The 26124-nt window shown below is 65.7% G+C and carries 26 protein-coding genes; 8 read left to right on the plus strand and 18 right to left on the minus strand.

All coding sequences use genetic code 11. The features are described 5' to 3' along the window. Positions 1-121: 121 nt before the first annotated feature. Both ACVCNR_RS06170 and ACVCNR_RS06175 read right to left on the minus strand, forming a co-directional pair. The gene (locus ACVCNR_RS06170) at positions 122-2389 is read right to left on the minus strand and encodes a transglycosylase domain-containing protein (RefSeq protein ID WP_447074126.1); all 2268 of its coding nucleotides are present in this window, start codon (positions 2387-2389) and stop codon (positions 122-124) included. A gap of 205 nt (positions 2390-2594) precedes the next feature. Next, positions 2595-3044 (minus strand): universal stress protein, encoded by a 450-nt coding sequence (locus ACVCNR_RS06175; protein ID WP_354197536.1) that lies wholly within the window; start codon positions 3042-3044, stop codon positions 2595-2597. A gap of 330 nt (positions 3045-3374) precedes the next feature. Here ACVCNR_RS06175 and ACVCNR_RS06180 point away from each other — a divergent pair, with 330 nt between their 5' ends. Continuing rightward, positions 3375-3677, plus strand: coding sequence for a DUF982 domain-containing protein (locus ACVCNR_RS06180; RefSeq protein WP_354197538.1), 303 nt, complete (start codon positions 3375-3377; stop codon positions 3675-3677). An 81-nt stretch (positions 3678-3758) separates the two neighbouring features. On the opposite strand, the gene ACVCNR_RS06185 is transcribed toward ACVCNR_RS06180, so the two are convergent. The 5 genes from ACVCNR_RS06185 to ACVCNR_RS06205 all read right to left on the minus strand — a co-directional run bounded on the left by ACVCNR_RS06185 (position 3759) and on the right by ACVCNR_RS06205 (position 6649). Then, positions 3759-3905, minus strand: coding sequence for a hypothetical protein (locus tag ACVCNR_RS06185; protein WP_354197539.1), 147 nt, complete (start codon positions 3903-3905; stop codon positions 3759-3761). A 22-nt stretch (positions 3906-3927) separates the two neighbouring features. Continuing rightward, a complete protein-coding gene (locus ACVCNR_RS06190; protein WP_354197541.1) occupies positions 3928-4182 on the minus strand; it encodes a GlsB/YeaQ/YmgE family stress response membrane protein in 255 nt (84 codons plus the stop codon). A gap of 146 nt (positions 4183-4328) precedes the next feature. Next, positions 4329-4556 carry a hypothetical protein gene (locus ACVCNR_RS06195; RefSeq protein WP_354197543.1) on the minus strand — a complete coding sequence of 76 codons (228 nt, stop codon included), beginning with the start codon at positions 4554-4556 and terminating at the stop codon, positions 4329-4331. Positions 4557-4635: 79 nt separating this feature from the next. After that, positions 4636-5256: a ribonuclease D gene (locus ACVCNR_RS06200; protein WP_447074127.1), complete on the minus strand. Its 621-nt coding sequence runs from the start codon at positions 5254-5256 to the stop codon at positions 4636-4638. Between the two features lie 7 nt (positions 5257-5263). Then, positions 5264-6649 (minus strand): M20/M25/M40 family metallo-hydrolase, encoded by a 1386-nt coding sequence (locus ACVCNR_RS06205; protein WP_447074128.1) that lies wholly within the window; start codon positions 6647-6649, stop codon positions 5264-5266. A gap of 571 nt (positions 6650-7220) precedes the next feature. Between ACVCNR_RS06205 and polA the strand changes: the two genes are divergently transcribed. The 3 genes from polA (at position 7221) to ACVCNR_RS06220 (ending at position 11804) form a co-directional block, all read left to right on the plus strand. Next, positions 7221-10151, plus strand: coding sequence for a DNA polymerase I (gene polA, locus ACVCNR_RS06210; protein ID WP_447074129.1), 2931 nt, complete (start codon positions 7221-7223; stop codon positions 10149-10151). Positions 10152-10200: 49 nt separating this feature from the next. Then, complete coding sequence (locus tag ACVCNR_RS06215) at positions 10201-10593, plus strand: RDD family protein (RefSeq protein ID WP_447074130.1); 393 nt, start codon at positions 10201-10203, stop codon at positions 10591-10593. Positions 10594-10727: 134 nt separating this feature from the next. Continuing rightward, entirely contained in the window at positions 10728-11804 is a 1077-nt protein-coding gene (locus tag ACVCNR_RS06220; RefSeq protein ID WP_447074131.1) for a D-alanine--D-alanine ligase family protein, read from the plus strand. On the opposite strand, the gene ACVCNR_RS06225 is transcribed toward ACVCNR_RS06220, so the two are convergent. From ACVCNR_RS06225 to mgrA, 3 genes are all read right to left on the minus strand, one after another. Then, a complete protein-coding gene (locus ACVCNR_RS06225; RefSeq protein WP_447074132.1) occupies positions 11752-12297 on the minus strand; it encodes a hypothetical protein in 546 nt (181 codons plus the stop codon). The two genes, ACVCNR_RS06220 and ACVCNR_RS06225, sit on opposite strands and share 53 nt — an antisense overlap. A 52-nt stretch (positions 12298-12349) precedes the next feature. After that, positions 12350-12754 carry a Fur family transcriptional regulator gene (locus ACVCNR_RS06230; RefSeq protein ID WP_354197557.1) on the minus strand — a complete coding sequence of 135 codons (405 nt, stop codon included), beginning with the start codon at positions 12752-12754 and terminating at the stop codon, positions 12350-12352. Positions 12755-12868: 114 nt separating this feature from the next. Continuing rightward, on the minus strand, positions 12869-13915 hold the full coding sequence (gene mgrA, locus ACVCNR_RS06235) for an L-glyceraldehyde 3-phosphate reductase (RefSeq protein ID WP_447074133.1): 1047 nt from the start codon (positions 13913-13915) through the stop codon (positions 12869-12871). 117 nt (positions 13916-14032) lie between these two features. Between mgrA and ACVCNR_RS06240 the strand changes: the two genes are divergently transcribed. The 4 genes from ACVCNR_RS06240 (at position 14033) to ACVCNR_RS06255 (ending at position 17375) form a co-directional block, all read left to right on the plus strand. Continuing rightward, positions 14033-15088 carry a sugar phosphate isomerase/epimerase family protein gene (locus tag ACVCNR_RS06240; protein WP_447074134.1) on the plus strand — a complete coding sequence of 352 codons (1056 nt, stop codon included), beginning with the start codon at positions 14033-14035 and terminating at the stop codon, positions 15086-15088. A 14-nt stretch (positions 15089-15102) separates the two neighbouring features. Then, positions 15103-16275, plus strand: a complete 1173-nt coding sequence (locus ACVCNR_RS06245; RefSeq protein WP_447074135.1) for a Gfo/Idh/MocA family protein — start codon at positions 15103-15105, stop codon at positions 16273-16275. A 116-nt stretch (positions 16276-16391) separates the two neighbouring features. Beyond that, positions 16392-16745, plus strand: coding sequence for a hypothetical protein (locus ACVCNR_RS06250; RefSeq protein WP_447074136.1), 354 nt, complete (start codon positions 16392-16394; stop codon positions 16743-16745). Positions 16746-16835: 90 nt separating this feature from the next. Continuing rightward, the gene (locus tag ACVCNR_RS06255) at positions 16836-17375 is read left to right on the plus strand and encodes a copper chaperone PCu(A)C (protein ID WP_447074137.1); all 540 of its coding nucleotides are present in this window, start codon (positions 16836-16838) and stop codon (positions 17373-17375) included. A gap of 54 nt (positions 17376-17429) precedes the next feature. On the opposite strand, the gene iolB is transcribed toward ACVCNR_RS06255, so the two are convergent. The 8 genes from iolB to ACVCNR_RS06295 form a co-directional block, all read right to left on the minus strand. Beyond that, positions 17430-18230 (minus strand): 5-deoxy-glucuronate isomerase, encoded by an 801-nt coding sequence (gene iolB / locus ACVCNR_RS06260; RefSeq protein WP_447074138.1) that lies wholly within the window; start codon positions 18228-18230, stop codon positions 17430-17432. Next, on the minus strand, positions 18223-18432 hold the full coding sequence (locus ACVCNR_RS06265) for a hypothetical protein (RefSeq protein WP_447074139.1): 210 nt from the start codon (positions 18430-18432) through the stop codon (positions 18223-18225). Before ACVCNR_RS06265 ends, iolB begins: the two co-directional genes overlap by 8 nt. Next, a complete protein-coding gene (gene iolE / locus ACVCNR_RS06270) occupies positions 18429-19337 on the minus strand; it encodes a myo-inosose-2 dehydratase (protein ID WP_447074140.1) in 909 nt (302 codons plus the stop codon). Before iolE ends, ACVCNR_RS06265 begins: the two co-directional genes overlap by 4 nt. 20 nt (positions 19338-19357) lie before the next feature. Beyond that, positions 19358-21184: a 3D-(3,5/4)-trihydroxycyclohexane-1,2-dione acylhydrolase (decyclizing) gene (iolD, locus tag ACVCNR_RS06275; RefSeq protein ID WP_447074141.1), complete on the minus strand. Its 1827-nt coding sequence runs from the start codon at positions 21182-21184 to the stop codon at positions 19358-19360. Further along, positions 21181-23103 carry a bifunctional 5-dehydro-2-deoxygluconokinase/5-dehydro-2-deoxyphosphogluconate aldolase gene (locus ACVCNR_RS06280; RefSeq protein ID WP_447074142.1) on the minus strand — a complete coding sequence of 641 codons (1923 nt, stop codon included), beginning with the start codon at positions 23101-23103 and terminating at the stop codon, positions 21181-21183. The genes iolD and ACVCNR_RS06280 overlap by 4 nt, the downstream gene beginning before the upstream one ends. Continuing rightward, entirely contained in the window at positions 23100-23879 is a 780-nt protein-coding gene (locus ACVCNR_RS06285; protein ID WP_447074143.1) for an ATP-binding cassette domain-containing protein, read from the minus strand. The genes ACVCNR_RS06280 and ACVCNR_RS06285 overlap by 4 nt, the downstream gene beginning before the upstream one ends. Position 23880: 1 nt before the next feature. Further along, on the minus strand, positions 23881-25029 hold the full coding sequence (locus ACVCNR_RS06290) for an ABC transporter permease (protein WP_447074144.1): 1149 nt from the start codon (positions 25027-25029) through the stop codon (positions 23881-23883). A gap of 117 nt (positions 25030-25146) precedes the next feature. Further along, on the minus strand, positions 25147-26091 hold the full coding sequence (locus tag ACVCNR_RS06295; RefSeq protein ID WP_354197581.1) for a sugar ABC transporter substrate-binding protein: 945 nt from the start codon (positions 26089-26091) through the stop codon (positions 25147-25149). Positions 26092-26124: the final 33 nt, after the last annotated feature.

A 26124-nucleotide genomic window follows, 5' to 3' on the forward strand; every position in this document is an offset into this window, starting at 1 on the left:
GGGTTTCGAGGCTGGGCTTCGGTTATCCCGAGGACCTTTCGTGGCTGCACGAAAGGTTCCAGGACCAAGCAGTACCACGCCGGCTGCACCCGGGGAAGAGGCGCGCGGCAGCCGTGCCGGTTCAGCCGCCGGTCAGGATGTCGAGGATGGAGGTGGTGCCCTTCTTCATCGGACCGCCGACATCGCCCGGCGGCACCGGGCGCTTGATCGACGCCGTCGATCCGCCATCGGAAGGCATGGCGGGCCTGCCGCCACCGGCGACCGGAACGGACGGGCGCGGAACGGCGGCCGGCGCAGGCGCCGCCGGCTGCGGGGCGGGATTTGCAGACCGGCCGACCGCGGCCGGGGGCATGGCGATCGGCGCATCCTGCACGGGCGCCGGCTGCGACGGTTGCCAGCCCGGCTGCCACCCGCCGGGCAGGCGCGCCACCGGCACCCCTTCATGCGCGGCCACCATGAATTCGTGCCAGGCCTGCGCCGGCAGCGCGCCGCCCGTCACCTTCTTCATCGGCCGGGCGTCGTCGTTGCCGAACCACACCCCGGTGGTGAGATTGGCAGTGTAGCCGACGAACCATGCATCGCGGGAGTTCTGGCTGGTGCCGGTCTTGCCGGCCGAGGGCCAGGCGAAGGCCGCCTTGCGCGCCGTGCCGGCCTCCACCGTGCCCGCCATCATCGCATTCATCATGCCGACGATCTCCGGCTTCAGCACGCGCGGCGCCGAACCGCCATTGTATTCATAGAGCACCTTGCCCTTGACGGTCGTCACCCGGCGCACGAAATGCACCTGCGGACGGTAGCCGCCATTGGCGAAGGGCACATAGGCCGCCGTCAGCTCCAGCGGCGTCACTTCCGACGTGCCGAGCGAGATCGAGACGTTCTTTTGCAGGTCGGACTGGATGCCCATGCGGTTGGCGACCTCGATCACCGCCTCCGGCCCCACCTCCATGGTAAGCTGGGCCGCCACCGAATTCAGCGACTTGGCAAGCGCCGTCGCCAGCGTGACCTTGCCGTAGTATTTGCCGCCATAGTTCACGGGCTTCCACTTGCCGATCTGGATCGGCGCGTCGTTGCGCACGCTGTCGGGCGTGCGTCCGGCTTCCAGCGCCGCCGCATAGACGAACGGCTTGAAGGCCGAGCCCGGCTGGCGGCGCGCCTCGGAGGCGCGGTCGAACTGGCTGGTCGAATAGTCGTAGCCGCCGACCATGGCCCGCACCGCGCCGGAATTGTCGATCGACACCAGCGCACCCTGGCTGACGTCGAGCGTCTTGCCGTTCTCGTCGATCAGCCGGCGGATCGAGCGCTCGGCCAGCTTCTGGAGGTCGAGGTCGATGGTGGTGTCGACGATGATGTCGCCCTGCACCTCGCCGATGAGGGCCGGCAGTTCCTCCATCACCGTGTCGGCGACGTAGTTCTCCGATCCGGTCCAGTAGGACGGCACGCGCGCCGCCGGCGCGCTCATGGCATGCGCCACCTCGCGGGAGCTTACCAGCCCCTCGTCCTGCATGGCGGCCAGCACGAGCTGCGAACGCTCTTCCGCCGCCTTCGGATCGCGGGCCGGCGAAAGCCGTGACGGGGCCTTGAGCAGCCCGGCAAGAAGCGCAGCTTCGGACAGGCTCACATCGCGGGCGCTCTTGCCGAAATAGCGGCGCGACGCAGCCTCCACGCCATAGGCGCCCGAGCCGAAATAGACCCGGTTGAGATACATCGCCAGGATCTCGTCCTTGGTGTGCTTGTGCTCCAGCCACAGGGCGAGCAGCACCTCCTGCACCTTGCGCTCCAGCGTGCGGTCCGGTTTCAGGAACAGGTTCTTGGCGAGCTGCTGGGTGAGCGTCGAGCCGCCCTGCGTGAAGCGGCCATGCATGATATTGGTGACCATGGCGCGGGCCAGGCCGATCGGGTCGAAGCCGAAATGCGAATAGAACCTGCGGTCCTCGATGGCGATGACCGCCTTCGGGATATAGGCCGACATTTCCGACAGGCGCACCGCTTCGCCACCGCTCATGCCGCGATTGGCGATGAGGCGACCGTCCACCGATACGAGCTTGATGTTGGGCGCCCGGTCGGGGATCGACCATGTCGTGGCGGCGGGCATCTTGGCGCCGTAATAGACGACCATGCCGACGGCGGCGATGCCGCCCCAGATGGCCAGCACGAAGCCCCAGTAGACCAGCCGCGTGAGAAGGCCGAACAGCCCGCGCCGCTTGCGCCGACCGCCACGGGCGGTCCTGCCGCCGCCGGACCTGCGCGCGTTTGCGGGCTTGCGACTGCGTGACTTACGGCTTGAGGGCACGACACGATCCTCCTCGTGCACGGCAAAACCCGCCACCGACGCGTCGCGCGCCGGCTCGTCGAAACTCGGTTCGATGCGTCTGTTCTTGCGGTTCGCCATGCGCGATGCCGTATCTTCCCCAGCCAATGGCGATGGGGTGAAGGCTAGACATGGCGATTTAAGGGCGGGTTAACTTCGCCGCCTTGCCGAAAAGGGAAAAGACCGCCGCTCAGGTCATCGGCAGGATAAGGCAACGGCCATTCGGAAAGCCGTCGCCGTATTTGCGCCACGACGCCGGGCAGCAGGCGTCGTGGCATAAAGGATATCAGCGCACGACCAGCACCGGCACCTTGGAGTGGGTCAGCACTTCCACGGTCTGGCTGCCGAGCAGCAGGCGGCCGAGGCCGCGCCGGCCATGCGAGGCCATGACGATCAGGTTGCTGCCATGCTCTTCGGCGACTTCGATGATGGCGTCGGCCGGCCAGCGATCCGCGACATGGACGACCTTGGCCTCGACCCCCATCTTCTCGGCGGCCGCACGCGCCTTCTCCAGAAGGCCGCCGGCGAATTCCTTCTGGCCTTCTTCATACCGCGAAATGTCGTTGGGTCCGGCCACCCAGCCGGAAGCGGTGGCGCCCGCGGCGATGGGGAAGGGTTCGGTGACCATCACGAAGATGACCTTGGCCGACAGCGCCTTGGCCAGCGAGAGCCCATGATCGATGCCCTTCTGGGCCAGTTCGGATCCGTCGGTGGCGATGAGGATATGGGAATACATGGTGGGTCCTCTTGTTGTGTCGGGTTCAAGGAAACCAGAGCCGCACACGGCCTGCAAGTGGATGTGGCCGAACCGACAATGATCAAGCCGGCCGTCGCGCAAACCGCGCTCCGCCTGTATCCTGTTCGCATGGAGGTGCCTGCACCACCTTGACGCAGGTCAATCGGCTCACCGAAGGCCGGTTTTCCAGCATTTGCGGCAGCGAAACAGCCGCCCTTTCCGCAACGTAATATTTATTTGCAGTAAGGCTTTGTGAGCGGGGAACCGGATGTATATTTCTGCGTTTAGGGTAAATTCTCCACCAGTGTTCGATGTCGAGGGAGGTTGCCGATGGATCGCCTGCAGTTCTTCTCGTCTGTCCGCGTCTCGCGGGGTCGTGGCCAGCCCGTCCAGGACATCGAAAATGTCGCCGAGGCGCTTGCCTTCCTGCGCGAATGGCCCGTCGGGCGACGCGGTCCGGTCTATCGTTGCGCGCTGAACTGCTGTGCGGCGGCGATGGCGGCGCAGATGAGCGCGGAAGAAGCACGCAAGTCCTTTGCCGGCTTCGCACGCATCACCGGATTGCTGGTCGACAGCGGCCCCTCGCCCCTCGTGGCGGCCACGCGCTCGACCCAGCGCCGCACCGCCACCTGACCGTGCGGACGTAAAGCAGGACATTTTCTGGAAAGTCGCAAGGAAACTGCCCGGCAGTTCATCACCACCGGGCAGGAAGGTTCAGTTCTGCTCGACTGACACGCCGCCTTCATCGATTTTAAGCTCGATGCCGCTTGGCTTCGATTCCTCACGATAAACGTAGACACCCAACCCGATCACCACGACGACAAGCGCGCCGATGAGGAGATAAAGCGTATTCTTGTTCATAGGCACGCTCTCTCGGTCGGTCTCAGGCTGTCTTCACGAGGCGGATGAGCAGCAGCAGGATCACCGCGCCGATCACCGCATTGATGATGGCGCCGATAATGTCGCCGCCGATGTAAAGGCCGATCCGCGGCAACAGCCACCCGGCGATAAGCGCGCCGACAATGCCCACCACGATATTGCCGAGCAGACCGAAGCCGTACCCCTTGACGATCAGGCCGGCGAGCCAGCCCGCGATCGCACCGACAATGAGAAAGATGATAAGACCTTCCACACCCATGACATTCCCTCCATGAGAAATGGCCGAGTCGGAGCGACTCGCCCCGAATCAACCTCGGGTTTCAACAAATGCAGGGTATGGGAATATGCACACCGCCGCCACCCGTTACATTGGGCGCGGTTGCAGGCCGTCAAGCCTTGGCGAGGCTATTCTTCCTCGTCGGTCTCATCCGCCTCGTCATCGGCGGTTTCCGGGCGCCAGCTCGTCGGCTCGATCTTCTTCTGGGTCTTCGAATCCGTATAGGCCCACCATGCCTGATCCCCGGCATCCCAGCGGGCGACGGATTCGTTCATCACCCCGTCGCTGTCGGTCCAGTAGACGGTGACGCGCGAACCGTCCTTCGGTGCGGTGGAGATCGGTTCACGCTCGGCCATGGTCCATCCTTTTCTGCTGCCCTGTCCTTAAGGGCGGTGACGGAACTGCAACGCGCTCCGTCACCTGCCGGTTCCAGCCTCAGCTATGGGCGAAGATGTCGGTTTCTTCCCAGCCCATCAGGTCGAGCCTTGCGCGCGTCGGCAGGAAGCGGAAGCAGGCTTCGGCCTCGCGAACGCGGCCATCGCGCGCCAGCCGCCCCGCCAGCACGTCGCGCAGGCGGTGGAGGTAGAGCACGTCGGATGCGGCATATTCGAGCTGTTCGGGCGACAGCATCTCTGCCGCCCAGTCCGACGACTGCTGCTGCTTCGACAGGCTGACGCCCAGCAGCTCGTTGCAGATGTCCTTCAACCCATGGCGGTCGGTGTAGGTGCGGGTGAGCCGCGAGGCGATCTTGGTGCAGAACACCGGCTCGGGCATGACCCCGAAAGCGTTGTAGAGCACCGCCAGGTCGAAGCGGGCATAGTGGAACAGCTTCGTCACCTTGGCGTCGCGCAACAGGCCGACGAGGTTCGGCGCCTCCTTCTGGCCGGCCGCGATCTGGATCACGTCGGCCGTGCCGTCGCCCGGCGAGATCTGCACCACGCACAGGCGGTCGCGATGCGGATTGAGGCCCAGCGTCTCGGTGTCGATGGCGACCGCATCGACGTCGTAATGGGCGAGATCGGGCAGATCGCCCTTGTGAAAGCGGATATTGCTCATGCCCGCCTCACTTCGTCAGCGCGTCGAGGATGCGCGCCCAGGAGCGCTGGCCCTTGTGGAACGACGACAGCTCGTATTTCTCGTTGGGCGAATGGATGCGGTCGTCGGAAAGGCCGAAACCGACCAGCAGCGACTCCATGCCGAGATAGGTCTGGAAATCGCCGACGATCGGGATCGACCCGCCCATGGCGATCATCACCGCGGGCTTGGGCCATTCGTCGGACAGCGCATCCTTGGCCTTGGCGAGGAACGGCGAGTCGTAGGAAAGCTGGATGGCCGGCGAGCCGCCATGCTGGTGGAACTCGACCGAACAGTCGGCCGGAATGCGCTCCTCGACGAATTTGCGGAATGAGGCGCGGATCTTCACCGGGTCCTGCTTGTGAACGAGGCGGAACGACACCTTGGCCGAGGCCTGCGCGGCAATCACCGTCTTGAAGCCCTTGCCCGTATAGCCGCCGGTGATGCCGTTGAACTCGGCCGTCGGGCGCGCCCACACCAGTTCGAGAACCGAGCGGCCCTTTTCGCCCGAAGGGATCGAGAGGCCGACCTCTCCGAGGAAGGTCTCGGCCGTCTCGCCGAGCCTCTCCCACGATTTCAGCACCTGCGCCGGCGTTTCCTCGACGCCGTCGTAGAAGCCGGGAATGGTGACGCGCCCGTTCTCGTCATGGATATCGGCAAGCACGCGCGCAAGGATGCGGATCGGATTGGCGGCCGCACCGCCGAACTCGCCCGAATGCAGGTCGCGGTCGGCGGCATGGACGGTCACCTCCTCCCCCACCAGGCCGCGCAGCGCGGTGGAGATGGCCGGCGTGTCCCGGTCCCACATGCCCGTATCGCACACCAACGCGAAATCGGCTTTCAGTTCCTCGGCATTGGCCTCCAGGAACGGCTTGAGCGACGGCGACCCGCTTTCTTCCTCGCCCTCGAACAGAAGCGTGATGCGGCAGGGCAGCGAGCCGTGCACCGCCTTCCAGGCGCGGCAGGCTTCCACGAAGGTCATCAGCTGGCCCTTGTCGTCGGCCGAGCCGCGCCCGGTGATGACCTTGCGGCCGGGCTCCACTTCCTTCAGCGCCGGCGCGAAGGGATCGTCATTCCAAAGTTCCAGCGGATCGACCGGCTGCACGTCGTAATGGCCGTAGAACAGCACATGCGGGCTGCCTTCCGGGCCTTCGTGATGGGCGACGACCATGGGGTGACCGGGCGTGTTGCGCACCGAAGCGTCGAAGCCGATGCTTTTCAGGTCTTCGACCAGCCATTCCGCACCCTTGCGACAGTCGGCGGCAAAGTCGGGATCGGTCGAGATCGAGCGGATGCGCAGCAGCGAGAACAGCCGGTCGAGGCTGTCGTCGAGCGACTGGTCGATGCGGTCGAGAACGGGGGAAAGTTTGGACATGGATTTCAGGCCTTTCGATTCTGGGCGCAACCCTAGAGCAATTCCAGCAAAAGTGCGAAGCGGTTTTGCGTTCGGAATTGCGTCAAAACAAAAGGTTAGAGCGTTTTCGCGATTCGAGGAAAAGCTGAAAGGCTCCAGGGCATTTTGCAGCCAGACGGAAACGCCTGGCGTTGCACGAATGCGGCTGCAAAACCAGGCTGTCGCGGCGAACCGGGAAGGCGGTTAGCGAGGCCGGAAGGCCGGGGAAACCCTGTCAAACGCACAAAAAAGTGCCGCCGTGGCGGAGGGGGAACCACGGCGGCTTGCTTTAAACGGCGCGGCAGCCCGGAGAGGGGGATAGGCTGCCGCGTTGTCCGGGAAAGGCGGGGGACGGGCCTTGATTCCGGACTTCGGCGAAAACTGCCGATGCCTGCTATCTGTGGATTGGAACATGGCGATTCAAGGGCACAAAGATTACATCTTTGTAACATAGGCGTGATGCCTGTTTTCCCTTGTCAGCAGAGGCCGGTTGCAGCGGGCATAAGCCGCCTTTGCGATGGACCGCGACGCCCCGCCACGCTATCCATGCGCCATGAAAAAAGGCGATCATCTCTTCCTTGTCGACGGCTCCGGCTATATTTTCCGGGCCTATCACGCGCTGCCGCCGCTCAACCGCAAGTCGGACGGGCTGCCGACCAACGCCGTGCTCGGCTTCTGCAACATGGTGTGGAAACTGATGCGCGACGCGCGCGACACCGATGTCGGCGTCACCCCCACCCATTTCGCCGTCATCTTCGACTATTCGTCCAAGACCTTCCGCAACGACCTCTATCCCGAATACAAGGCCAACCGCTCGGCCCCGCCGGAAGACCTGATCCCGCAATTCGGGCTGATCCGTCACGCCACCCGCGCCTTCAGCCTGCCCTGCGTGGAGATGGAAGGCTATGAGGCCGACGACCTGATCGCCACCTATTGCCGGATGGCCGAGGAGGCCGGCGCCGACGCCACCATCATTTCCTCCGACAAGGACCTGATGCAGCTCGTCAGCCCGGCCGTGTCCATGTACGACCCGATGAAGGACCGCCAGATCGGCATTCCCGAAGTGGTCGAGAAATGGGGCGTGCCGCCGGAAAAGATGATCGACCTCCAGGCCCTGACCGGCGACTCGATCGACAATATCCCCGGCGTTCCCGGCATCGGCCCCAAGACGGCCGCCCAGCTTCTGGAGCAGTTCGGCAATCTGGACACGCTGCTTGCCCGCGCCGAGGAGATCAAGCAGCAGAAGCGGCGCGAATCGATCGTCGAGAACGCCGACAAGGCGCGCATCTCGCGCGAATTGGTCACGCTCAGGCGCGACGTGCCGGTGAAGGAGGTGCCGGACGATTTCCTGCTCGAGCCCTCCGACGGCCCGAGACTGGTCGCCTTCCTCAAGGCGATGGAATTCACCACGCTGACGCGGCGCGTCGCCGAGGCGACCGGCACCGATGCCGGAGCGATCGAGGCCGCCGAAGTGCCGGTGGAGCGCGCCGACACCGCGCACGGCCCGGACATGGAAGCCACGCCTGCCGAGGCGGCGGACGAGGCAGGAACCGAAGCCGCGACGACGAAGGACGAAGGCGACACCCCTTCCCTGCTCTCGGCGCTGCGGGCCGAGGCGGCGACGGCTGAAAAGATCGACGTCGACGCCTATCAAACCATAACCGACCTCCAGACGCTGAAGGACTGGATCGACGAGGCCTTCGAGACCGGCGTCGTCGCCTTCGACACCGAAACCACCTCGCTCGACCCGATGCAGGCCGAACTGGTCGGCTTTTCGCTGGCCACCCGCCCGGGCCGCGCGGCCTATGTGCCGCTCGGCCACAAGGAGGGGGCGGGTGACCTGCTCGGCGGCGGACCGGTCGAAGGGCAACTGCCGGTGCGCGAGGCGCTGGCCGAGCTGAAGCGGCTGATGGAAGCCCCTTCCGTGCTGAAGGTGGCGCAGAACCTCAAATACGACCTTGTTGTGATGAGCCGCTACGGCATCGATGTCGCCCCCTATGACGACACCATGCTGATTTCCTATGTGCTCGACGGCGGCGCCGCGCGCGGCCACGGCATGGACGCCCTGTCGGAAAAGTGGCTCGGCCACAAGACCATCCAGTTCGGAGAGGTCGCCGGCACCGGCAAGAGCTTCATCGGCTTCGAGAACGTCGCCATAGACAAGGCGACCCGCTATGCCGGCGAGGATGCCGACGTGACGCTGCGGCTGTGGCAGGTGCTGAAGCCGCGCCTTGCCGCCAAGGGGCTGGTCTCGGTCTATGAACGGCTGGAACGCCCGCTCGTTCCGGTGCTGGCGCGCATGGAGCAGCGCGGCGTCTCGGTGGATCGCCAGATCCTGTCGCGGCTGTCGGGCGAGCTGGCGCAGAGCGCCGCGGCGATCGAGGAGGAAATCTACGGCCTGATCGGCGAGCGCATCAATATCGGCTCGCCCAAGCAACTCGGCGAAATCCTGTTCGGACGCATGGGCCTGCCCGGCGGCTCGAAGACCAAGACCGGCCAGTGGTCGACCTCGGCCCAGCTTCTGGAGGATCTGGCGGCCGAAGGCCACGAGCTGCCGCGCAAGATCGTCGACTGGCGCCAGCTCACCAAGCTGAAATCGACCTATACCGATGCCCTGCCCGGCTTCATCCACCCCGACACGGGACGCGTCCACACCAGCTACGCGCTGGCCGCGACGACGACCGGGCGGCTTTCCTCCTCCGATCCGAACCTGCAGAACATTCCGGTGCGCACCGCCGAGGGGCGCAAGATCAGGACCGCCTTCATCGCGGACAAGGGCCACAGACTGGTCTCGGCCGACTACAGCCAGATCGAGCTGCGCGTGCTTGCCCATGTCGCCGACATTCCCCAGTTGAAGCAGGCCTTTGCCGAGGGTGCCGACATCCACGCCATCACCGCCTCGGAAATGTTCGGCGTGCCGGTGGAAGGCATGCCTTCCGAGGTGCGGCGGCGTGCCAAGGCGATCAATTTCGGCATCATCTACGGCATTTCGGCCTTCGGCCTCGCCAACCAGCTTTCCATCCCGCGCGAGGAGGCCGGTGCCTACATCAAGAAATATTTCGAGCGCTTCCCCGGCATCCGCGACTATATCGAGGAGACCAAGACCTATGCGCGCGAGTTCGGCTATGTCGAAACCGTGTTCGGCCGGCGCATCCACTATCCCGAAATCCGCTCGCCCAACCCTTCGGTGCGCGCCTTCAACGAGCGCGCCTCGATCAACGCCCGCCTGCAAGGCACGGCGGCCGATATCATCCGCCGCGCCATGATCCGCATGGAGCCGGCCCTCGCCCAGGCCAGGCTTTCCGCCCGCATGCTGCTGCAAGTGCATGACGAGCTGATCTTCGAGGTGGCCGATGGCGAGGTCGAGGCGACGATCCCGGTGATCTGCGAGGTGATGGAAAACGCGCCGATGCCGGCAAGGTCGCTGTCGGTGCCGCTCAAGGTCGATGCGCGCGCCGCCCACAATTGGGACGAGGCACATTGAAGGCACTGGCGATAGCGCAATCCGGTCCCGAAAGGGGACGGAGGCCTTGATGCTCAGGCGGCTGGCGGCCGGTGCGATCGATATCGCCCTGCTCGTCACGACGGCGCTGGCGCCCGTGCTTGTCGCGGCCAGCTATCTGCCTCACCTTATGGATTCCCCGGCCGGGCAGCCGCCGACACCGCTGATGGGAGCGACCCTTTTGTGGATGATCGTGGCCCTGCTCTGGTATTTTCCGGGCTTCGAGAGCAGCGCGCTCATGGCCACGCCCGGAAAGCTCGCAATGGGGCTGAAGGTCGTGCAGGCCGACGGCCGAAGGCTGGAGTTCACGCAGGCGCTCTACCACATGGTCTTCGGTCCACTGGCTCTGTGGTTCCTGCCGCTCTATCGCGACCGCATGTCGGGCGGCGCCAGGGTCATCGACCGCAGGAAACGGGCAGGCTGAGCGTCGGTGCCCGGCCCGGGTCCTGGAGCAACAGGTCGACCTTGACGGGTGGAGGCATTTTTCCGTCTCTTTCACCTGTTCTTAGTCAGTTTCCATTTCGTATACGCCTACTCCCCGGACAGGAAAGGCAGGGCATGGCCGACACCAGCAGCAGATTGCGCATCGCGGTTCTCTTCGGCGGGCGCTCCGCCGAGCACGACGTGTCGGTTCTGTCCGCCACCAATGTCATGCGGGCGCTGGACCCCGCCAGATATGACGCCGTCCCGATCTTCGTCACCCGCGAAGGCCAATGGCTGCTGGGCGGCTACCAGGACGGCACGCTGGCCAAGCCGGACAGCGGCACCGAGGTCTGCCTGGTGCCGGGCGGCAAGGGCCGCATGCTGGCGATCCCGGAAAGCGGCGCGCCGTATGAACTGGACAGGATCGACATCCTTTTCCCGGTGCTGCATGGCCTGCATGGCGAGGACGGCGCGGTGCAGGGCCTCGCGCAGGTGGCGCGCGTGCCGCTGGCCGGCTGCGGCATCATCGGTTCTGCCAATGCGCTCGACAAGGACATCGCCAAGCGCCTGTTCAACGAAGCCGGCGTGCCGGCGGCGCGCTCCGTCACCATCCTGCCCGGTGCCGCGCCCTCCTTCGCGGATTTGCAGGCGAGGCTCGGGCTGCCGCTGTTCATCAAGCCGGCAAGGCAGGGCTCGTCGGTCGGCGTGAGCAAGGTGGCGAGCGAAAAGGATTACGAAACGGCGCTGGCCGAAGGATTCAGGCACGACACCAAGCTGCTGGCCGAAGAGTTCATCGACGGCCGCGAGATCGAATGCAGCGTGATCGAGGACCCGCAGGGCGGCCTGTTCGTCTCGCGCACCGGCGAGATCGTGCCGGCTGAAAGCCACGGCTTCTACACCTATGACGCCAAATATATCGACGCCGACGGCGCCGCCATCAAGGTACCGGCACAATTGCCCGAAGGCGTGGAGGACGAAATCCGCACGCTTGCGGCGCAAGCCTTCCGCGCGCTCGGCTGCGATGGCATGGCGCGCGCCGACTTCTTCGTCACCACGGACAGGCGCATCCTCGTCAACGAGCTCAACACCATTCCCGGCTTCACCGACATTTCCATGTATTCCAAGGCGATGGCGGCGAGCGGCATCAGCTATCCGGAAATCATCGACCGGCTCGTCGCCCACGGCCTTGCCCGTGCGGGGCGCGAAATTTGAGCGTTGCCCAGTAGCACATGAAGGCGACGGGCAGGCAGGAGAACAGGAACCCGCCGAGCGTCGAGTGCCCGGCCCGGTAGAGCATGATCTGGACCACCAGCAGAGCCAGCGCCGAGACGGACATGAAGACCGTCAGCCTCAGCCGCATCTGCGGGTCCTTCACCTCGGCCTCGGCGGAAGCGCTGGCCTCATAGCGCTCGCCGAAGAACACGCTCCGGCCTTTCGAGGCTTCCGCCGGCAAGGGCTCCGCCGGTTCGTCGCTCTGCCGCAACAGGCCGGCGCGGGCGATCACCAATATCTCCACGATGACGGCGAGAAACACCCATACGAAGCCGATGAAAACGGCGACGACATCGTGCGGCCCCTTCGTGGCCAGGGCCACATAGGCGGCTATGCTGCCGAAGATGGCCGCGATGAAGGCGAAGAGAGCACAGACGAGATAGGCGACCCGCGCGCCGCCCTCCCGCGCTTGCCTGTCCTTCAAACCCGCCACGATCTTTCCCGCGCCAAGGGTCGGAATTGCCGCAAGGTGCCCTTCACCGGGCTCAGGCCGCCTTCGTGCGGCAGCTTTCGCAAATGCCGCGAAACTCGATGACCGCATGCTTGGGCGCGAAGCCGGTGGAACGCACCCAATCCTCGAGCTGGTGGCCGACATCGTGGTCGCTAAGTTCCGCTACCTGCCCGCAGGTGTCGCAGATGGCGAAGGCGGTCATGGAATGGCTGTGGTCGTGCGGCTCGGCGCAGGCGACGAAGGCGTTGAGGCTTTCCAGCCGGTGGACGAGGCCGTCCTTCATCAGCGTGTCCAGCGCGCGGTAGACCTGCAACGGCGCGCGAAAGCCCTTCTCGCGCAACTGGTCGAGCAGCGTGTAGGCACTGAGCGGTGCACCCGCCGCCTCCAGCTTTTCCAGCACCCAGAGCTGGTTCCGGGTCAGACTGCTTCTTGCCGACATGGTCCTGCCTTATCCTGCCGCGCATGGGAACGGTGCCGCAGCGCGCCTGTGCTACCTATGTAGTGATTATGCGGGCCACTGGCTACCGTCCGCCCCCGGCCGGCAGGAACCGGACTATTTGCGCGGCGGCCCCTCACGTTCGGCCGACGCCGCCCACAGATTGATGTTGGCATCGAGCGCATAGGCGTCGATCTCGGCAAGTTCGGCCTCGGAGAACTCCAGCCTGTCCAGCGCGCCGACGCAATCCTCGATCTGCTCGACGCGGCTGGCGCCGATCAGCGCCGAGGTGACGCGTCCGCCGCGCAGCACCCAGGCCAGCGCCATCTGCGCCAGCGTCTGGCCGCGCCGTTCGGCGATGGCGTTGAGCGCGCGGATATTGGCGAGCGTCTCCTCGTTGATGAAGGACTCGCGCAGCGGGCCGCCCTTCTGCAAGCGGCTGTCCTGCGGAATACCCGAAAGATATTTGGTGGTCAGCATGCCCTGTGCCAGCGGCGAGAACACGATCGAGCCGATGCCGAGCCCGTCCAGCGTGTCGAGCAGCCCGTCATCCTCCACCCAGCGGTTGAGCATGGAATAGCTCGGCTGGTGGATCAGGCACGGCGTGCCGAGGCGCCTGAGGATATCGGCCGCTTCGCGGGTGCGCTGCGAATTGTAGGAGGAGATGCCGGCATAGAGCGCCTTGCCCGAGCGCACCGCATGGTCGAGCGCGCCGCAGGTTTCCTCAAGCGGCGTTTCGGGATCGAAACGGTGCGAATAGAAGATATCGACATAGTCGAGGCCCATCCGCTTCAGGCTCTGGTCGAGGCTGGCGAGCAGATATTTGCGGCTGCCCCATTCGCCATAGGGGCCGGGCCACATGTCGTAGCCGGCCTTGGTGGAGATGACGAGTTCATCGCGATAACCGGCAAGGTCGGCACGCAGGATCTCGCCGAAGGCGACTTCCGCCGCGCCCTTCGGCGGGCCATAATTGTTGGCGAGGTCGAAATGGGTGATGCCGAGATCGAAGGCCTTGCGCACCAGCGCCTGGCGGGTCTCATGCGGTGTGGTGTCGCCGAAGTTCTGCCACAGGCCGAGCGAGATCGCCGGCAGCTTGAGGCCGGAGCGCCCGCAGCGGTTGTAGATCATCTTCTCGTAGCGGTCGGGAGCGGGAAGGTAAGCCATGCCCTTTCTTAGCCCATCGACCGGCTATAGGGAATGACCGGCTTTCGCGGCACGAACCGATTGAAAAATCCGCGCCGGTCTGGAACACAGGACGTTGCGGAATTGAAGGAGAAGCCGATGCCGACCACGATGAAGGGTCCCGCGATCTTCCTGGCGCAGTTTGCCGGCGATGAAGCCCCGTTCAATTCGCTCCCCGCCATCGCCGAATGGGCGGCCGGGCTCGGCTATGAGGGCATTCAGGTGCCGAGCGGCGATGCGCGCCTGTTCGACCTCGAACGCGCCGCCACCTCGAAGGATTATTGCGACGAGGTAAGCGGCGTGTGCGCCGAGGCCGGCGTCGAGATCACCGAACTGTCGACCCACATCCAGGGCCAGCTCGTCGCCGTCCATCCCGCCTATGACGCGCAGTTCGATTCCTTCGCGCCGGAACAGGTGCGTGGCAACCCGAAGGCGCGGCAGGAATGGGCGATCGAGCAGATGCGCCTTGCGGCACGGGCCTCGCGCAATCTCGGCCTCGACGTTTCGGTGAGCTTCACCGGCGCGCTGGCCTTCCCCTATCTCTACCCGTGGCCGCAGCGACCGGCCGGTCTCATCGAGGAAGCTTTTTCGGAACTCGGCCGGCGCTGGAAGCCGATCCTCGACGCCTATGAGGAACACGGCGTCGATATCGCCTATGAGATCCATCCGGGCGAGGATGTGTTCGACGGCGCCACCTTCGAGATGTTCCTCGACGCCGTCGGCGGCCACAAGCGCTGCGCCATCAATTACGACCCGTCGCACTTCCTGTTGCAGCAGCTCGACTATCTGGCCTTCATCGATATCTATCACGAGCGCATCCGGGCCTTCCACGTCAAGGATGCCGAGTTCAACCCGACCGGCAGGCAGGGCGTCTATTCGGGCTATCAGGGCTGGCTGGACCGCGCCGGCCGCTTCCGCTCGCCGGGCGACGGGCAGGTCGATTTCTCGGGCATCTTCTCCAAGCTCGCGCAATATGGCTACGACCGCTGGGCGGTGCTGGAATGGGAATGCTGCCTGAAACACCCGGAAGACGGTGCGGCCGAGGGCGCGCCCTTCATCCGCCACCACATCATCCGCGTGACCGACAAGGCCTTCGACGATTTCGCCGCCAGCACCATCGACCGCAAGCTGCTGCGCGCCATGATGGGCATCTGACAGAGGAGGACGGCATGGCGAGCGACAAGAAGCAGGGTCCGATCCGCTATGGAATGGTGGGCGGCGGTCAGGGTGCCTTCATCGGCGGCGTGCACCGCATCGCCGCGCGCATGGACGGAGAGTTCGTGCTGGTGGCCGGCGCGCTGTCCTCCAATCCGGAGCGGGCCAAAGCCTCGGCCGAGGAACTGGGGCTCGATCCGGAGCGCAGCTATGCCTCCTATGCCGAAATGGCAAAGGCCGAGGCAGGACGCCCCGACGGCATCGAGGCCGTGTCCATCGTCACGCCCAACAACCACCACTTCCCGGCGGCAAAGGCTTTCCTCGAAGCCGGCATCCACGTGATCTGCGACAAGCCGCTGGCCACCACGCTGGCCGAGGCGAAGAAGCTGGCGGCACTCGTCGAAAAGACCGGCAAGCTGTTCGTGCTCACCCACAACTACACCGCCTATCCGATGGTGCGGCAGGCCCATGAAATGGTCGCCAGGGGCATGCTCGGCGATATCCGTCTGGTCCAGGTCGAATATCCGCAGGACTGGCTGACCGAGGACGTATCGGCCAGCGGCAACAAGCAGGCGTCATGGCGATCGGACCCGAAGCAGGCGGGGGCGGGCGGCGCCACCGGCGACATCGGCACCCACGCCTACAATCTCGCCCGCTTCGTCACCGGCTTGGAACTGGACAGCCTTGCCGCCGACCTCGACGCCTTCGTGCCCGGCCGCCTGCTGGACGACAATCTCAACGTGCTGCTGCGCTTCAAGGCCAAGGGAAAGGCCCCGGCCGCCAAGGGCATGCTGTGGGCAAGCCAGGTCGCGCCGGGCCACGAGAACGGGCTGAAGCTCAGGGTCTATGGCTCGAAGGGCGGACTGGAATGGGTGCAGGCCGACCCGAACTATCTGTGGCACACGCCCTTCGGCGAACCGAAGCGGCTTTTGACGCGCGGCGGCGCGGGCGCGCTCGCCAGCGCCAACCGGCTGACCCGCATTCCGGCCGGCCACCCCGAGGGTTATCTGGAAGGCTTCGCCAATATCTACCGCGAGGCCGCGGCGGCGATCCGCGCGAGCCGTAACGGGCGCAAGCCGCCGAAGGGCGTGCTCTTCCCGACCGTAGAGGACGGGGTGGAAGGCATGGCCTTCATCGAGGCCTGCGTGAAGTCCTCGAAGAGGAACGGCGCCTGGACGAAACTCTAGGGCCCCACCCTCCCCGGCGACAAAGTGGCCGATTGCCGGACTCTACCGTTATGCTAGGTCTGTCACGACCAGCCGGAGACGGGCAAGGAATGCAACGCAGGCGCAGAGGATGGACCATGGCGGCGGCCCTTGCCGCGGCGTGGTTTCTCGTTCTGCAATCGGCACTCGGGACCTTCGCGCTGGCGGCCGGGCCGCAACCGGCGCAACTCGACATCTTCGGCAATGTCATCTGCTCCCATGCCGGGACTGCGGAACTGCCGAATGGGTCCGAACGCCAGCATCTTCCCGCCTGCTGCGTGCTCGGCTGCAATCTTGCCGCCTCGCTGCTGGCCGGCCCGCCGCCCGCCGCGACCCTTGCCGCGGAGCTGAAATTCGAGGTCCTGGTTTTCCCGGCCAACGCCCCGGACCACCTTTCCTTCGCGCGCCCGCGTTCGCCGGCCATCCCGCGCGCGCCTCCGGTTCCGGCCTGAAAAGTCTCCAAGGCCTGCCTTCCCGGCAGCCGAACCCGAAAGCTTCAATTTTCGCGCCCGTCGGCGGCGCACCTTCTGTGGAGAAATTCCATGTCCAACACGCACGTCCCCGCACGCGCCTCCCTTTCCCGCCGCAGCTTCGCGGCTCTCGCCTGCGGCCTCCTGCTGCCGCTCGGCCTGCTCGCCGGCGGCACCGGCATGGCCTCCGCCCATGAGTTCAAGCTGGGCGATCTCGAAATCGGCCATCCGTGGTCGCGCGAGACGCCCGCCGGCGCCAAGGTGGCCGGCGGCTATCTCAGCATCACCAACCATGGCAGCGAGGCGGATCGCCTGATCGCCGTTTCGTCCACCATTTCCGACAAGGGCGAAATCCATGAAATGGCCGTCAATGACGGCGTCATGACCATGCGGCAATTGCCGGACGGGCTGGAGATCCCGGCCGGCGAGAAGGTGGAGCTGAAGCCCGGCTCCTACCACCTGATGTTCATGGGCCTGAAATCGCAGCCCAAGAAGGGCGAGAAATTCGCCGGCACGCTGACCTTCGAGAAGGCCGGCACGATCGAGGTCGAATTCGCGGTCGACGCCATGGGCGGCAAGACCGAGGACCATGGCAGCAATGGCAGCCACTGACCGGCCACCGGAGGCGGGCGCATTGCGCCCGTCTCCTTCTCCTGCCGGAATTGGCTACACGTCGCGCCTGGCGATCCAGTCGAAATCGGGATGGTTGCGGAAGCGCCATTTGCGCAGCGGTCCTGCCATCACGTTGAGATAATACATCTCGTAGCCATAGGGCGCGCCGCAAGGGTGGTGCCCTTTCGGCACCAGCACCACATCGCCGTCCGCCACCGCCATGGTCTCGTCCAGCGCCCCGTCCTCGGTGAACACGCGCTGGATGCCGAAACCGCTTTTCGGATTGAGGCGGTGGTAATAGGTCTCTTCCAGATAGGTCATGTTGGGGAAGTCGTCCTCGTCGTGCCGGTGCGGCGGATAGGACGACCAGTGCCCGGCGGGCGTATAGACCTCGGTGACCAGCAGGCTGTCGGCGACGTCGCTGTTTTCCATGGCGATGGGATGGATGAAGCGCGTGTTGGTGCCCTTGCCACGCTCCTCGAAGCCGATCTCGGTAAGCACGCGCGCGGGGTGGCCGCCCTTGCCCGGCGCGGTGCACACCGCCAGCGTGCAGGCGGTTTCCGCCACCGCCTGCCAGCGCGCGCCGTTCGGCACATAGACGCAATGCGGCTTCCTGCGCTCGAACACGTCCATGCGCTCGCCGAGCAGACCGAAATCCTGCCCGTCCACGGCAATGCGCGCCTTGCCCTCGACCAGCACCAGGATCGCCTCCCGGTCGCCCGTCGCCTCCCCGGTCCGGTCACCCGGTTGCAAGACATGGAGTCCGAAGCCGACATAGGACCAGCCGGCCGATTGCGGGGTGATGTCATGCACCTTGCCGTGCGTGCCCGAGGGCTTGACCAGCAGTTCAGCCATCCTTGTCGGCCTCCTCGATGACGGGCCTGTAGGCCACCAGCAGCGCCCAGCCGCAGTAAAGGCCGATGGCGCCGAACACCGTTGCCCATATCGTCTCGCCGTTCGACAACTCGAACGCCGCCCACAGGAAGGCGACCGCCACGATGGCGATGCGCCGCCACAGCGGACGATAGAACGGATGACCGGCGTCCAGTATCTTCATGCAGCCTCGCCCCTGTCCAGCCCGGTGCGCCGGGCCATGTCCTTCAGCGCGCGCAGGCCCATCGACTGGTAGACGAGCGGGTCGCGCACGGCCGAATCCTGCTCCGCCTCCACCACCACCCAGCCTGAATAGCCGGCCCGCGCCGCCACTTCCAGCACCGGCTCGAAGGAGACCGCACCTTCCGGGTCGCCGGGTACGGTGAAAACGCCGCGCCGCACGCCTTCAAGGAAGCTCAGGCCCTCCTCGCGCACCGTGTGCATCACATCCGGCCGCACGTTCTTGGCATGGATATGGACGACGCGGCCCATGTGGCGGGCGATGATCGCCGCCGGATCGCCGCCGCCGAAATAGGCATGGCCGGTGTCGAACAGCAGCCGGGTCGAAGGCCCGGTCGCCGCCATGAAGGCGTCGATCTCGCCCTCGGCCTCGACCACCGTGCCCATATGGTGATGATAGGCAAGAAGGATACCCTGCGCCTCGCAGAACTGTGCCACCTCCTCCACCGCCGCGCCGAAGCGCTTCATGACCTCCGCATCGAGCTTCGGGCGGTCGTTGAGCGCGATATGGTCGTTGCCGTGCACGGTATTGGAACATTCGCAGGCGATGCAGATCGGCGAACCCATGGCCTTGAGGAAGTCGAGCCAGGGCTGGATCGCCTGCTTCTCCTCCTCCACCGAACGCTCCAGCAGCATCAGCGAATACCAGCCCGAGACGAAGCGCAGCCCGTGCTTCGCCAGAACGGCCTTCAGGGCCTCGGGTTCTCTCGGGAATTTGTGGCCGTTCTCGATGCCGTCAAAGCCGATCTCGCCGGCCTGCCGCAGGCAGGTCTCCAGCGAGATATGGGCGCCGATGGAATGGTCGTCGTCGTTCGACCAGGCGATGGGGTTGGTGCCGTAGAGGATCATGCGTGCGTTTCCAGAAGGGTTCAGTTCTCGTCGCGGCGGGCCAGCGCCGCCTCGTAATCCTTGCGCGCGGCCCGCACCTGCGCCCTGCTCGACACTTCCGGCACCGCCACATCCCACCAATGGCCGCCGGCCTCGGTGGTCGGCATCGGATCGGTGTCGATGACAATGACATAAGTGCTGTCCGAAGCGCGGGCGCGGGCCATGGCGGCCTCCAGTCCGGCGATGGAATCCGCCTTCTCGGCAGTCGCGCCCATCGAGGCGGCATGGGCGACGAAATCGATGCTGCTCGGCACCTCGTGGCGGGCGGTGTCGAGCAGATTGTTGAAGCTCTCGCCGCCGGTCGCCCTTTGCAGCCTGTTGATGCAGGCGAAGCCGCGATTGTCGAGCACCACGACGATGAGCTTGCGCCCCAGCATCACCGAGGTCGCCAACTCGGAATTCATCATCATGTAGGAGCCGTCGCCGACCATGACGACAACCTCGCGCTCGGGCTGCGCCATCTTCACGCCGAGCCCGCCGGCGATCTCGTAGCCCATGGTGGAGAAGCCGTATTCGAGATGATAGCCATTGGGCCTCGCCGCCTTCCACAGCTTGTGCAACTCGCCCGGCAAGCCACCGGCGGCACAGATGAGAATGGCGTCGTCGTCCACGGCGCGCTGCACGGCGCCGATCACCTGTGCATCCGAAGGCAGCGCATTGCCTTCCGGCATGGCCGTAGCCGCCGCCACCGCCTCCAGCCAGCTTTCGCGCAAGCCGGCATCGGGCGCGGGAGCGCGGTGGCCGTCCAGCAGTTGCCCGAGTTCGACAAGCGTTTCCCGCGCATCGCCCACCAGCGCCGTCGCGCCGTGCTTGGCGGCGTCGTAGGGCTCGACATTGATCGACAGGATGCGCCGCTCCGGGTTGCGGAACAGCGCCCATGAGCCGGTGGTGAAGTCCTGAAAGCGGGTGCCGATGCCGATCACCAGATCGGCCTCTTCCGCAATCGCATTCGCAGCCGACGAGCCGGTGACGCCGATGGAGCCGAAATTCAGCTTGTGATCCCACGGCAGGGCCGACTTGCCGGCCTGCGTTTCGGCGACGGGAATGGAATGCGCCTCGGCAAACGTCTCCAGCGCCTCGCTGGCCCCGGAATAGTGGACGCCGCCGCCGGCGACGATCAGCGGCTTGCGCGCCGCCCGCACCAGAACCGCCGCCCGTTCGAGTTCGTCCAGATCGGGGCGCGGCCTGCGCCTGCGCCAGATGTGTTCCTTGAAGAACGTCTCCGGCCAGTCGAAGGCCTCGGCCTGCACGTCCTGGCAGAAGGAGAGCGTCACCGGCCCGCAGCGGGCAGGGTCGGTCAGCGTGGCCATGGCGCGCGGCAGGGCGGTGAGCAGATGACGCGGGCTCATGATGCGGTCGAAATAGCGGCTGACGGGCCGGAAGCAGTCATTGGCCGAGACGGTGCCGTCGTCGAAATCCTCGACCTGTTGCAGCACCGGGTCGGGCGCGCGGCTGGCGAACACGTCGCCGGGGACCAGAAGCACCGGCAGCCGGTTGACATGGGCAAGTGCCGCCGCCGTCACCATGTTGAGCGCGCCGGGACCGATGGAGGTCGTCACCGCCATGGCCTGCCTGCGGTTCCTGGCCTTGGCGAAGGCGATGGCCGCATGGGCCATGCCCTGTTCGTTGTGGCCCCGCCATGTCGGGAACGCATCGCGCGCCTCGTAGAGCGCTTCGCCGATGCCGGCCACATTGCCGTGGCCGAAGATCGCCCAGCAGCCGGGAATGAGCGGTTCGCCTTCCTCGTTCTTCTGCGCGGCGAGGTAGCGCACCATCGCCTGCGCCGCCGTGAGCCTGACCGTCTTCATGGCTTGCCTCTTGTCTGCGCTTCGCGTCTTGCATCGTCCCATGCCGCACACAGTCCGGCATAGGTGCCCGCCATATCTTCCACCGCTTCCGCATCGCCGATTTCGCCGGACAGCCATTTGCGCGCCGGGGCGGCGAAGATGGAACGGCCGACCGCGAAGCCCTTCACCAGATTGAAGCGCGCCGCCTCGGCGAAGCTCGCGCGCAGGTCCGCGATTTCCGCCTCCAGCCCCAGCACGACGATGCCGCGCGTGTAGGGATCGTTGCGTTGAATGACCTCGCAGGCCAGTGCCCAGGCTTGCGGCGAGGTCATCGGCTCCAGCTTCCACCAGTCGGGGAACACGCCGATGTCGTAGAAGCGCTGGATGACGCGCGCCGTGGTGTCGTCACCCACCGGCGCAACCTTGGAGGGGATGATCTCCAGCAGGAACTCCAGCCCGTTGGCGCGCGCGGCATCGGCAAGACGCGTCACCGTCTCCTCCTGCGCCTGCTTCGTCGTCTCGTCGTCGTCAGGGTGATAGAAGCACAGCACCTTCACCACATGTTCCGCCGGCCATTCGGCAAGGTCGGAGCCGAAATCCGGCCCGATCTCCAGCGCCAGTGGGCGTGAGCCCGGAACCTCGACCGGGCGGCCGATCCACAGCCCCTGCCCGGCCGCGCGACAGAGTGCCTCCGGTCCCAGCCGCCCGTCGCACAATATGCCGTGGCCGCTGCGGCCGGCCGCGACCTTGAGTGCGGCATCGAGGCAGAGCTGCTTGAAGGTGCCGATGCGTTCGTGGCCCACACCCAGTTCGTCGGCCAGCGCCTCCATCTGGCGGCGGTGGTCGAAGGCGAAGACGCGCATGACCGGCCAGTCGCCCTTGCGGTTGGTGGACCAGTGGATCTGTTCCAGTTCGCGGTCGAAGCGCAGCGCCGGGTTGCGCACGCCGCGCTCGAGCAGGAAGGTCAGTTCCTGCCAGCTTGGATAGGCCGGCGCGCAGCCATGGCGCGACACGGCCAGCGCGCCGCAGGCATTGGCGTATTTCAGCGCTACCGGCCAATCTTCGCCATCCAGCCAGCCCTTGAGCAGGCCGGACATGAAGCCGTCGCCCGCCCCCAGCACGTTGAACACCTCGATCGGGAAGCCCGGGCCGGACAGGCCCTCGTCCAGCGTATCCGGAATGGCCCCGGTGAAGGCGGCGGCGCCCATCGGCCCGCGCTTGCACACCAGCACCGCATCGGTGATTTCGCGCACCCTGCGCAGGGCGGAAACCGTGTCGGTGCTGCCGCCGGCGATGTGGAACTCCTCCTCCGTGCCGACGATCAGGTCGAACAGGGGAAGGGTCGATTGCAGCCTGGCAGTCACCTTATCCGATGCGATGAAGCGGTTCTCGCCGTCGCCATGGCCGGAAAGCCCCCACAGGTTCGGCCGGTAGTCGATGTCGAGCGCCGTCCTCGCGCCGTTCGTGCGGGCAAGCCGCAGGGCCTTCAGCACCGCCGCCTCGGTGCGCGGATGGGAAAGATGCGTTCCCGTCGCCACCACGCAGCGCGCCTCGGCGATGAAGTCCGGATCGATATCGTCTTCCGACAGCGCCATGTCGGCGCAGTTCTCGCGATAGAAGATCAGCGGGAACTGCCGCTGGTCGCGAATGCCGAGCAGCACCAGCGCCGTCAGCCGCCCGGGATCGGTGACGACACCGCGCACGTCCACGCCCTCGGCGGCAAGCTGCTCGCGGATGAAGCGGCCCATATGCTCGTCCCCCACCCGTGTGATCAGGGCGGAGCGCAGGCCGAGCCTTGCCGTGCCCACCGCCATGTTGGTGGGCGAGCCGCCGACATATTTGTTGAAGGAGCGCATGTCCTCCAGCCGCCCGCCGACCTGCGCACCGTAGAGATCGACCGAGGACCGGCCGATGGTGATGACATCGAGCTTCTGTGTCATACCGTGCCGCCCAGCGAGCCCTCCAGTTCCGCGAGTTCCTGCCCGCCCGCCATCATGTCCTGCAACTCTTCCGGCTTCACCTCGCCCCGCCGCGCGGTGCCCAGCGTACGCCCGCGATTGAGCACCGTGAAGCGGTCTCCCACCGCCAGCGCGTGGCGCACATTGTGGGTGATGAAGACGACACCGATGCCCTTGGCCCGCACCTTGGCGATGGTCGACAGCACATTGGCCGTCTGGCGCACGCCGAGCGCCGATGTCGGCTCGTCGAGGATCAGCACCTTGGCCCCGAAATAGACGGCGCGCGCGATGGCCACGGTCTGACGTTCACCCCCCGACAGCGTGCCCACCGCCTGGTCCGGCTCGCGCAGGTTGATGCCCATCTTGCGCATCTCTTCCATGGTGACGGCGTTTGCCTTGCGGAAATCGAAGAAGCTGAGCGGCCCGATCTTCCGGATCGGCTCGCGGCCCATCCAGAAATTGCGCGTCACCGACATCAGCGGGATCATGGCAAGGTCCTGATAGACGGTGGCGATGCCGGCCTGCATGGCGTCGCGCGGGCTGGCGAAGGCCACTTCGCTGCCATCGACGAGGATGCGCCCGCGCGTCGGCTTGTGGACGCCCGACATGGTCTTGATGAAGGTGGACTTGCCCGCGCCATTGTCGCCCAGCAGGCAGTGGCATTCGCCGGGCATCACCGAGATCGACACCCCGTTCAGCGCGATCACCGGGCCGAAGTGCTTTTCGATGTCTATCAGTTCGATCAGCGGCTGGCTCATCTCAGCGCTCCCCCGTGATCATGCGGCGGATATAGGTGTTGAGGATGACGGCCATCAAAAGGATGGCGCCGAGGAAGACGCGGAACAGCGAGCTTTCCACCCCGGCGAAGAACAGCCCTTGCTGGACGACGCCGAAGATCAGCGCGCCGAGTGCCGCCCCGATCACCGAGCCGTAGCCGCCGGTGAGCAGCGCGCCGCCGATCACCACCGAGATGATCGCCTCGAACTCCTTGAGCAGGCCGCGATCGGCCGCCGCCGAGCCGAACTCCATCACCTGGCAGGTGGCGAAGACGGTGGCACAGAAGGCGGAGAACATGAACATCAGGATCTTCACCCGGTCGACCGGCACGCCGACATAGCGCGCCGCCTGCGCATCGCCGCCGGAGGCGAATATCCAGTTGCCGAAACGGGTGCGGGTGAGAAGGACGTGGCCGAAGGCGACCAGCACCAGCGCCCAGATGATGAGGATCGGGATGCCGTCCACCACCGGCTGCCCGGCGCGCGGCCCGGCCACGAACTTGCCGATCAGGCCGAGATCGGCCAGCCACACGAACAGCCAGCCCAGCACCTTGCCGCCGAACAGCCAGGCCAGCGGATCGCCCGCCGCCACCTCCCGCACCCCGCCGATGATGGTCTGGCGCGTGGTGGAGATGGAGATGAAGATGGTGAGCCCGCGCAATATGTACAGGAAGGCCAGCGTGACGATGAAGGACGGCAGGCCGGTCTTTATGACGAGGTAGCCGTTCAGCGCGCCGATGGCGAGCGCGATGGCGAAGGCGACCAGAATGGCCAGCCACACCGGATATTGCCAGGTCACCGACATCAGCGCGATGACGATGCCGGAAAAACCGATCATCGAGCCGACCGACAGGTCGAACTCGCCGGCGATCATCAGCAGGCAGGCGCCGACCGCGATGACGGCGAACTGCGCTGCCACCACGCCCCAGTTCAGCACCCCTTCCGGCGCGAACATGCCGCTGTTGCGGGCAATGGCGAAGAAGAAGACGAAGACCAAGATGGTGCCGCATATGGCGCCGAGTTCGGGCCGGATCAGCGCCCGGCGCAGCGGCGAGATCTGCTTGACGCGCTCATCCGCTATCAGTTCCGCCGCGCTCGCGACAGGTCTGGTCTTGGAGTCCTGTTGGGTCATGCCGGCCTCCGGTAATGCCCGCCCGCCGCGTCGCCACACGCAGCACGCCGGTCCTGTTCTGGGTGGCGATCCTGGACAGGCGGGCGCCGGCCTTTCCGGCGGCGCCCGCGTCTCGGGCTAGCGGTATTCGCCGGCCAGCTTTTCGACGAGTTCGATATTGTCCTTAGTGATGAACCCCGGACCGGAATTGATCGAATTGCCCGGCACGACGCCGTAGCGGGCGAGATTGGTGAGGATCACCACCGGCAGATAGCCTTGCAGGAACGGCTGCTGGTCGATGGCGAAGGCGATGGTGCCATCCTTGATGGCCGCCGAAATCTCGCTCGACAGGTCGAAGGTGGCGAAGTGGATGGTGCCCGCCTTGCCGCTTTCCTGAAGTGCCGCGATGGTCGGATGGGCCGAGTTCGGCCCCAGCGTCAGGATGCCGTTGGTGTCGGGGTTGCTTTGCAGATAGGCCAGAACCTTCGACTTGACCTCGGCCGGGTCGAGCCCGGAATCGATCATCTGCGAGCCGAGTTCCACGCCGAGCGCCTCGGCATAGCCCTGGCACCGCTCAACGGAAGCCGGGTTGGTGATGTAGTGGTTGACGCACAGGAACTTGGTGACGCCCGCTGCCTTGGCCTTTTCGCCCGCACCGACACCGGCCGCCTTCTCGGGCTGGCCGACATGCAGCAGCGCGCCGAGCTGCTTCGACTGCTCCTCGGTGCCGGAATTGATGGTGATGACCGGAATGCCCTTGGCCACCGCATTGGAGAGCGGGCCGGACAACACGTCGTAATCGGCGATGGTGGAAATGATGCCGTTGGGATTGGAAGCCGCCGCCTGCTCGATGATGCGAGCCATGTCGGCCAGGTCGCCGGTCGGCGGGTTGCGGTATTCGACCGTCACCTCCATCTGCTTGCCGGCAAGCGTGATGGCATTCTTGATGGTGTTCCACCAGCTATCGCTGTCCGGTGCGTGACTGACCAGAACGAAGCGCTCGCCCTCGGCATGAGCCGGCGTGGAAAGACCCGCAAAAGCGGTAGCGACCGCGGCTGCGAGTGCAAGAAACGTCCTTCTCATTGAAACCTCCCCGTTTCGTCCGCATACCGGTTT

The sequence above is a fragment of the Aquamicrobium terrae genome (assembly GCF_052978165.1).

Excerpts from the sequence above, each read along its gene's own strand:
- mgrA (WP_447074133.1), bottom strand. The coding sequence starts at position 13,915 with ATGGCTTACCTTCCCGCTCCCGACCGCTACGAGAAGATGATCTACAAC.
- ACVCNR_RS06205 (WP_447074128.1), bottom strand. The coding sequence starts at position 6,649 with ATGTCCAAACTTTCCCCCGTTCTCGACCGCATCGACCAGTCGCTCGAC.
- ACVCNR_RS06180 (WP_354197538.1), top strand. The coding sequence starts at position 3,375 with ATGGATCGCCTGCAGTTCTTCTCGTCTGTCCGCGTCTCGCGGGGTCGT.
- ACVCNR_RS06265 (WP_447074139.1), bottom strand. The coding sequence starts at position 18,432 with ATGAAGATACTGGACGCCGGTCATCCGTTCTATCGTCCGCTGTGGCGG.
- ACVCNR_RS06245 (WP_447074135.1), top strand. The coding sequence starts at position 15,103 with ATGGCGAGCGACAAGAAGCAGGGTCCGATCCGCTATGGAATGGTGGGC.
- ACVCNR_RS06170 (WP_447074126.1), bottom strand. The coding sequence starts at position 2,389 with ATGGCGAACCGCAAGAACAGACGCATCGAACCGAGTTTCGACGAGCCG.
- ACVCNR_RS06195 (WP_354197543.1), bottom strand. The coding sequence starts at position 4,556 with ATGGCCGAGCGTGAACCGATCTCCACCGCACCGAAGGACGGTTCGCGC.
- ACVCNR_RS06285 (WP_447074143.1), bottom strand. The coding sequence starts at position 23,879 with ATGAGCCAGCCGCTGATCGAACTGATAGACATCGAAAAGCACTTCGGC.
- polA (WP_447074129.1), top strand. The coding sequence starts at position 7,221 with ATGAAAAAAGGCGATCATCTCTTCCTTGTCGACGGCTCCGGCTATATT.
- iolE (WP_447074140.1), bottom strand. The coding sequence starts at position 19,337 with ATGATCCTCTACGGCACCAACCCCATCGCCTGGTCGAACGACGACGAC.
- ACVCNR_RS06295 (WP_354197581.1), bottom strand. The coding sequence starts at position 26,091 with ATGAGAAGGACGTTTCTTGCACTCGCAGCCGCGGTCGCTACCGCTTTT.
- ACVCNR_RS06215 (WP_447074130.1), top strand. The coding sequence starts at position 10,201 with ATGCTCAGGCGGCTGGCGGCCGGTGCGATCGATATCGCCCTGCTCGTC.
- ACVCNR_RS06255 (WP_447074137.1), top strand. The coding sequence starts at position 16,836 with ATGTCCAACACGCACGTCCCCGCACGCGCCTCCCTTTCCCGCCGCAGC.
- ACVCNR_RS06250 (WP_447074136.1), top strand. The coding sequence starts at position 16,392 with ATGGCGGCGGCCCTTGCCGCGGCGTGGTTTCTCGTTCTGCAATCGGCA.
- ACVCNR_RS06290 (WP_447074144.1), bottom strand. The coding sequence starts at position 25,029 with ATGACCCAACAGGACTCCAAGACCAGACCTGTCGCGAGCGCGGCGGAA.
- ACVCNR_RS06175 (WP_354197536.1), bottom strand. The coding sequence starts at position 3,044 with ATGTATTCCCATATCCTCATCGCCACCGACGGATCCGAACTGGCCCAG.
- iolB (WP_447074138.1), bottom strand. The coding sequence starts at position 18,230 with ATGGCTGAACTGCTGGTCAAGCCCTCGGGCACGCACGGCAAGGTGCAT.
- ACVCNR_RS06185 (WP_354197539.1), bottom strand. The coding sequence starts at position 3,905 with ATGAACAAGAATACGCTTTATCTCCTCATCGGCGCGCTTGTCGTCGTG.
- ACVCNR_RS06190 (WP_354197541.1), bottom strand. The coding sequence starts at position 4,182 with ATGGGTGTGGAAGGTCTTATCATCTTTCTCATTGTCGGTGCGATCGCG.
- ACVCNR_RS06230 (WP_354197557.1), bottom strand. The coding sequence starts at position 12,754 with ATGTCGGCAAGAAGCAGTCTGACCCGGAACCAGCTCTGGGTGCTGGAA.
- iolD (WP_447074141.1), bottom strand. The coding sequence starts at position 21,184 with ATGAAGACGGTCAGGCTCACGGCGGCGCAGGCGATGGTGCGCTACCTC.
- ACVCNR_RS06280 (WP_447074142.1), bottom strand. The coding sequence starts at position 23,103 with ATGACACAGAAGCTCGATGTCATCACCATCGGCCGGTCCTCGGTCGAT.
- ACVCNR_RS06240 (WP_447074134.1), top strand. The coding sequence starts at position 14,033 with ATGCCGACCACGATGAAGGGTCCCGCGATCTTCCTGGCGCAGTTTGCC.
- ACVCNR_RS06220 (WP_447074131.1), top strand. The coding sequence starts at position 10,728 with ATGGCCGACACCAGCAGCAGATTGCGCATCGCGGTTCTCTTCGGCGGG.
- ACVCNR_RS06200 (WP_447074127.1), bottom strand. The coding sequence starts at position 5,256 with ATGAGCAATATCCGCTTTCACAAGGGCGATCTGCCCGATCTCGCCCAT.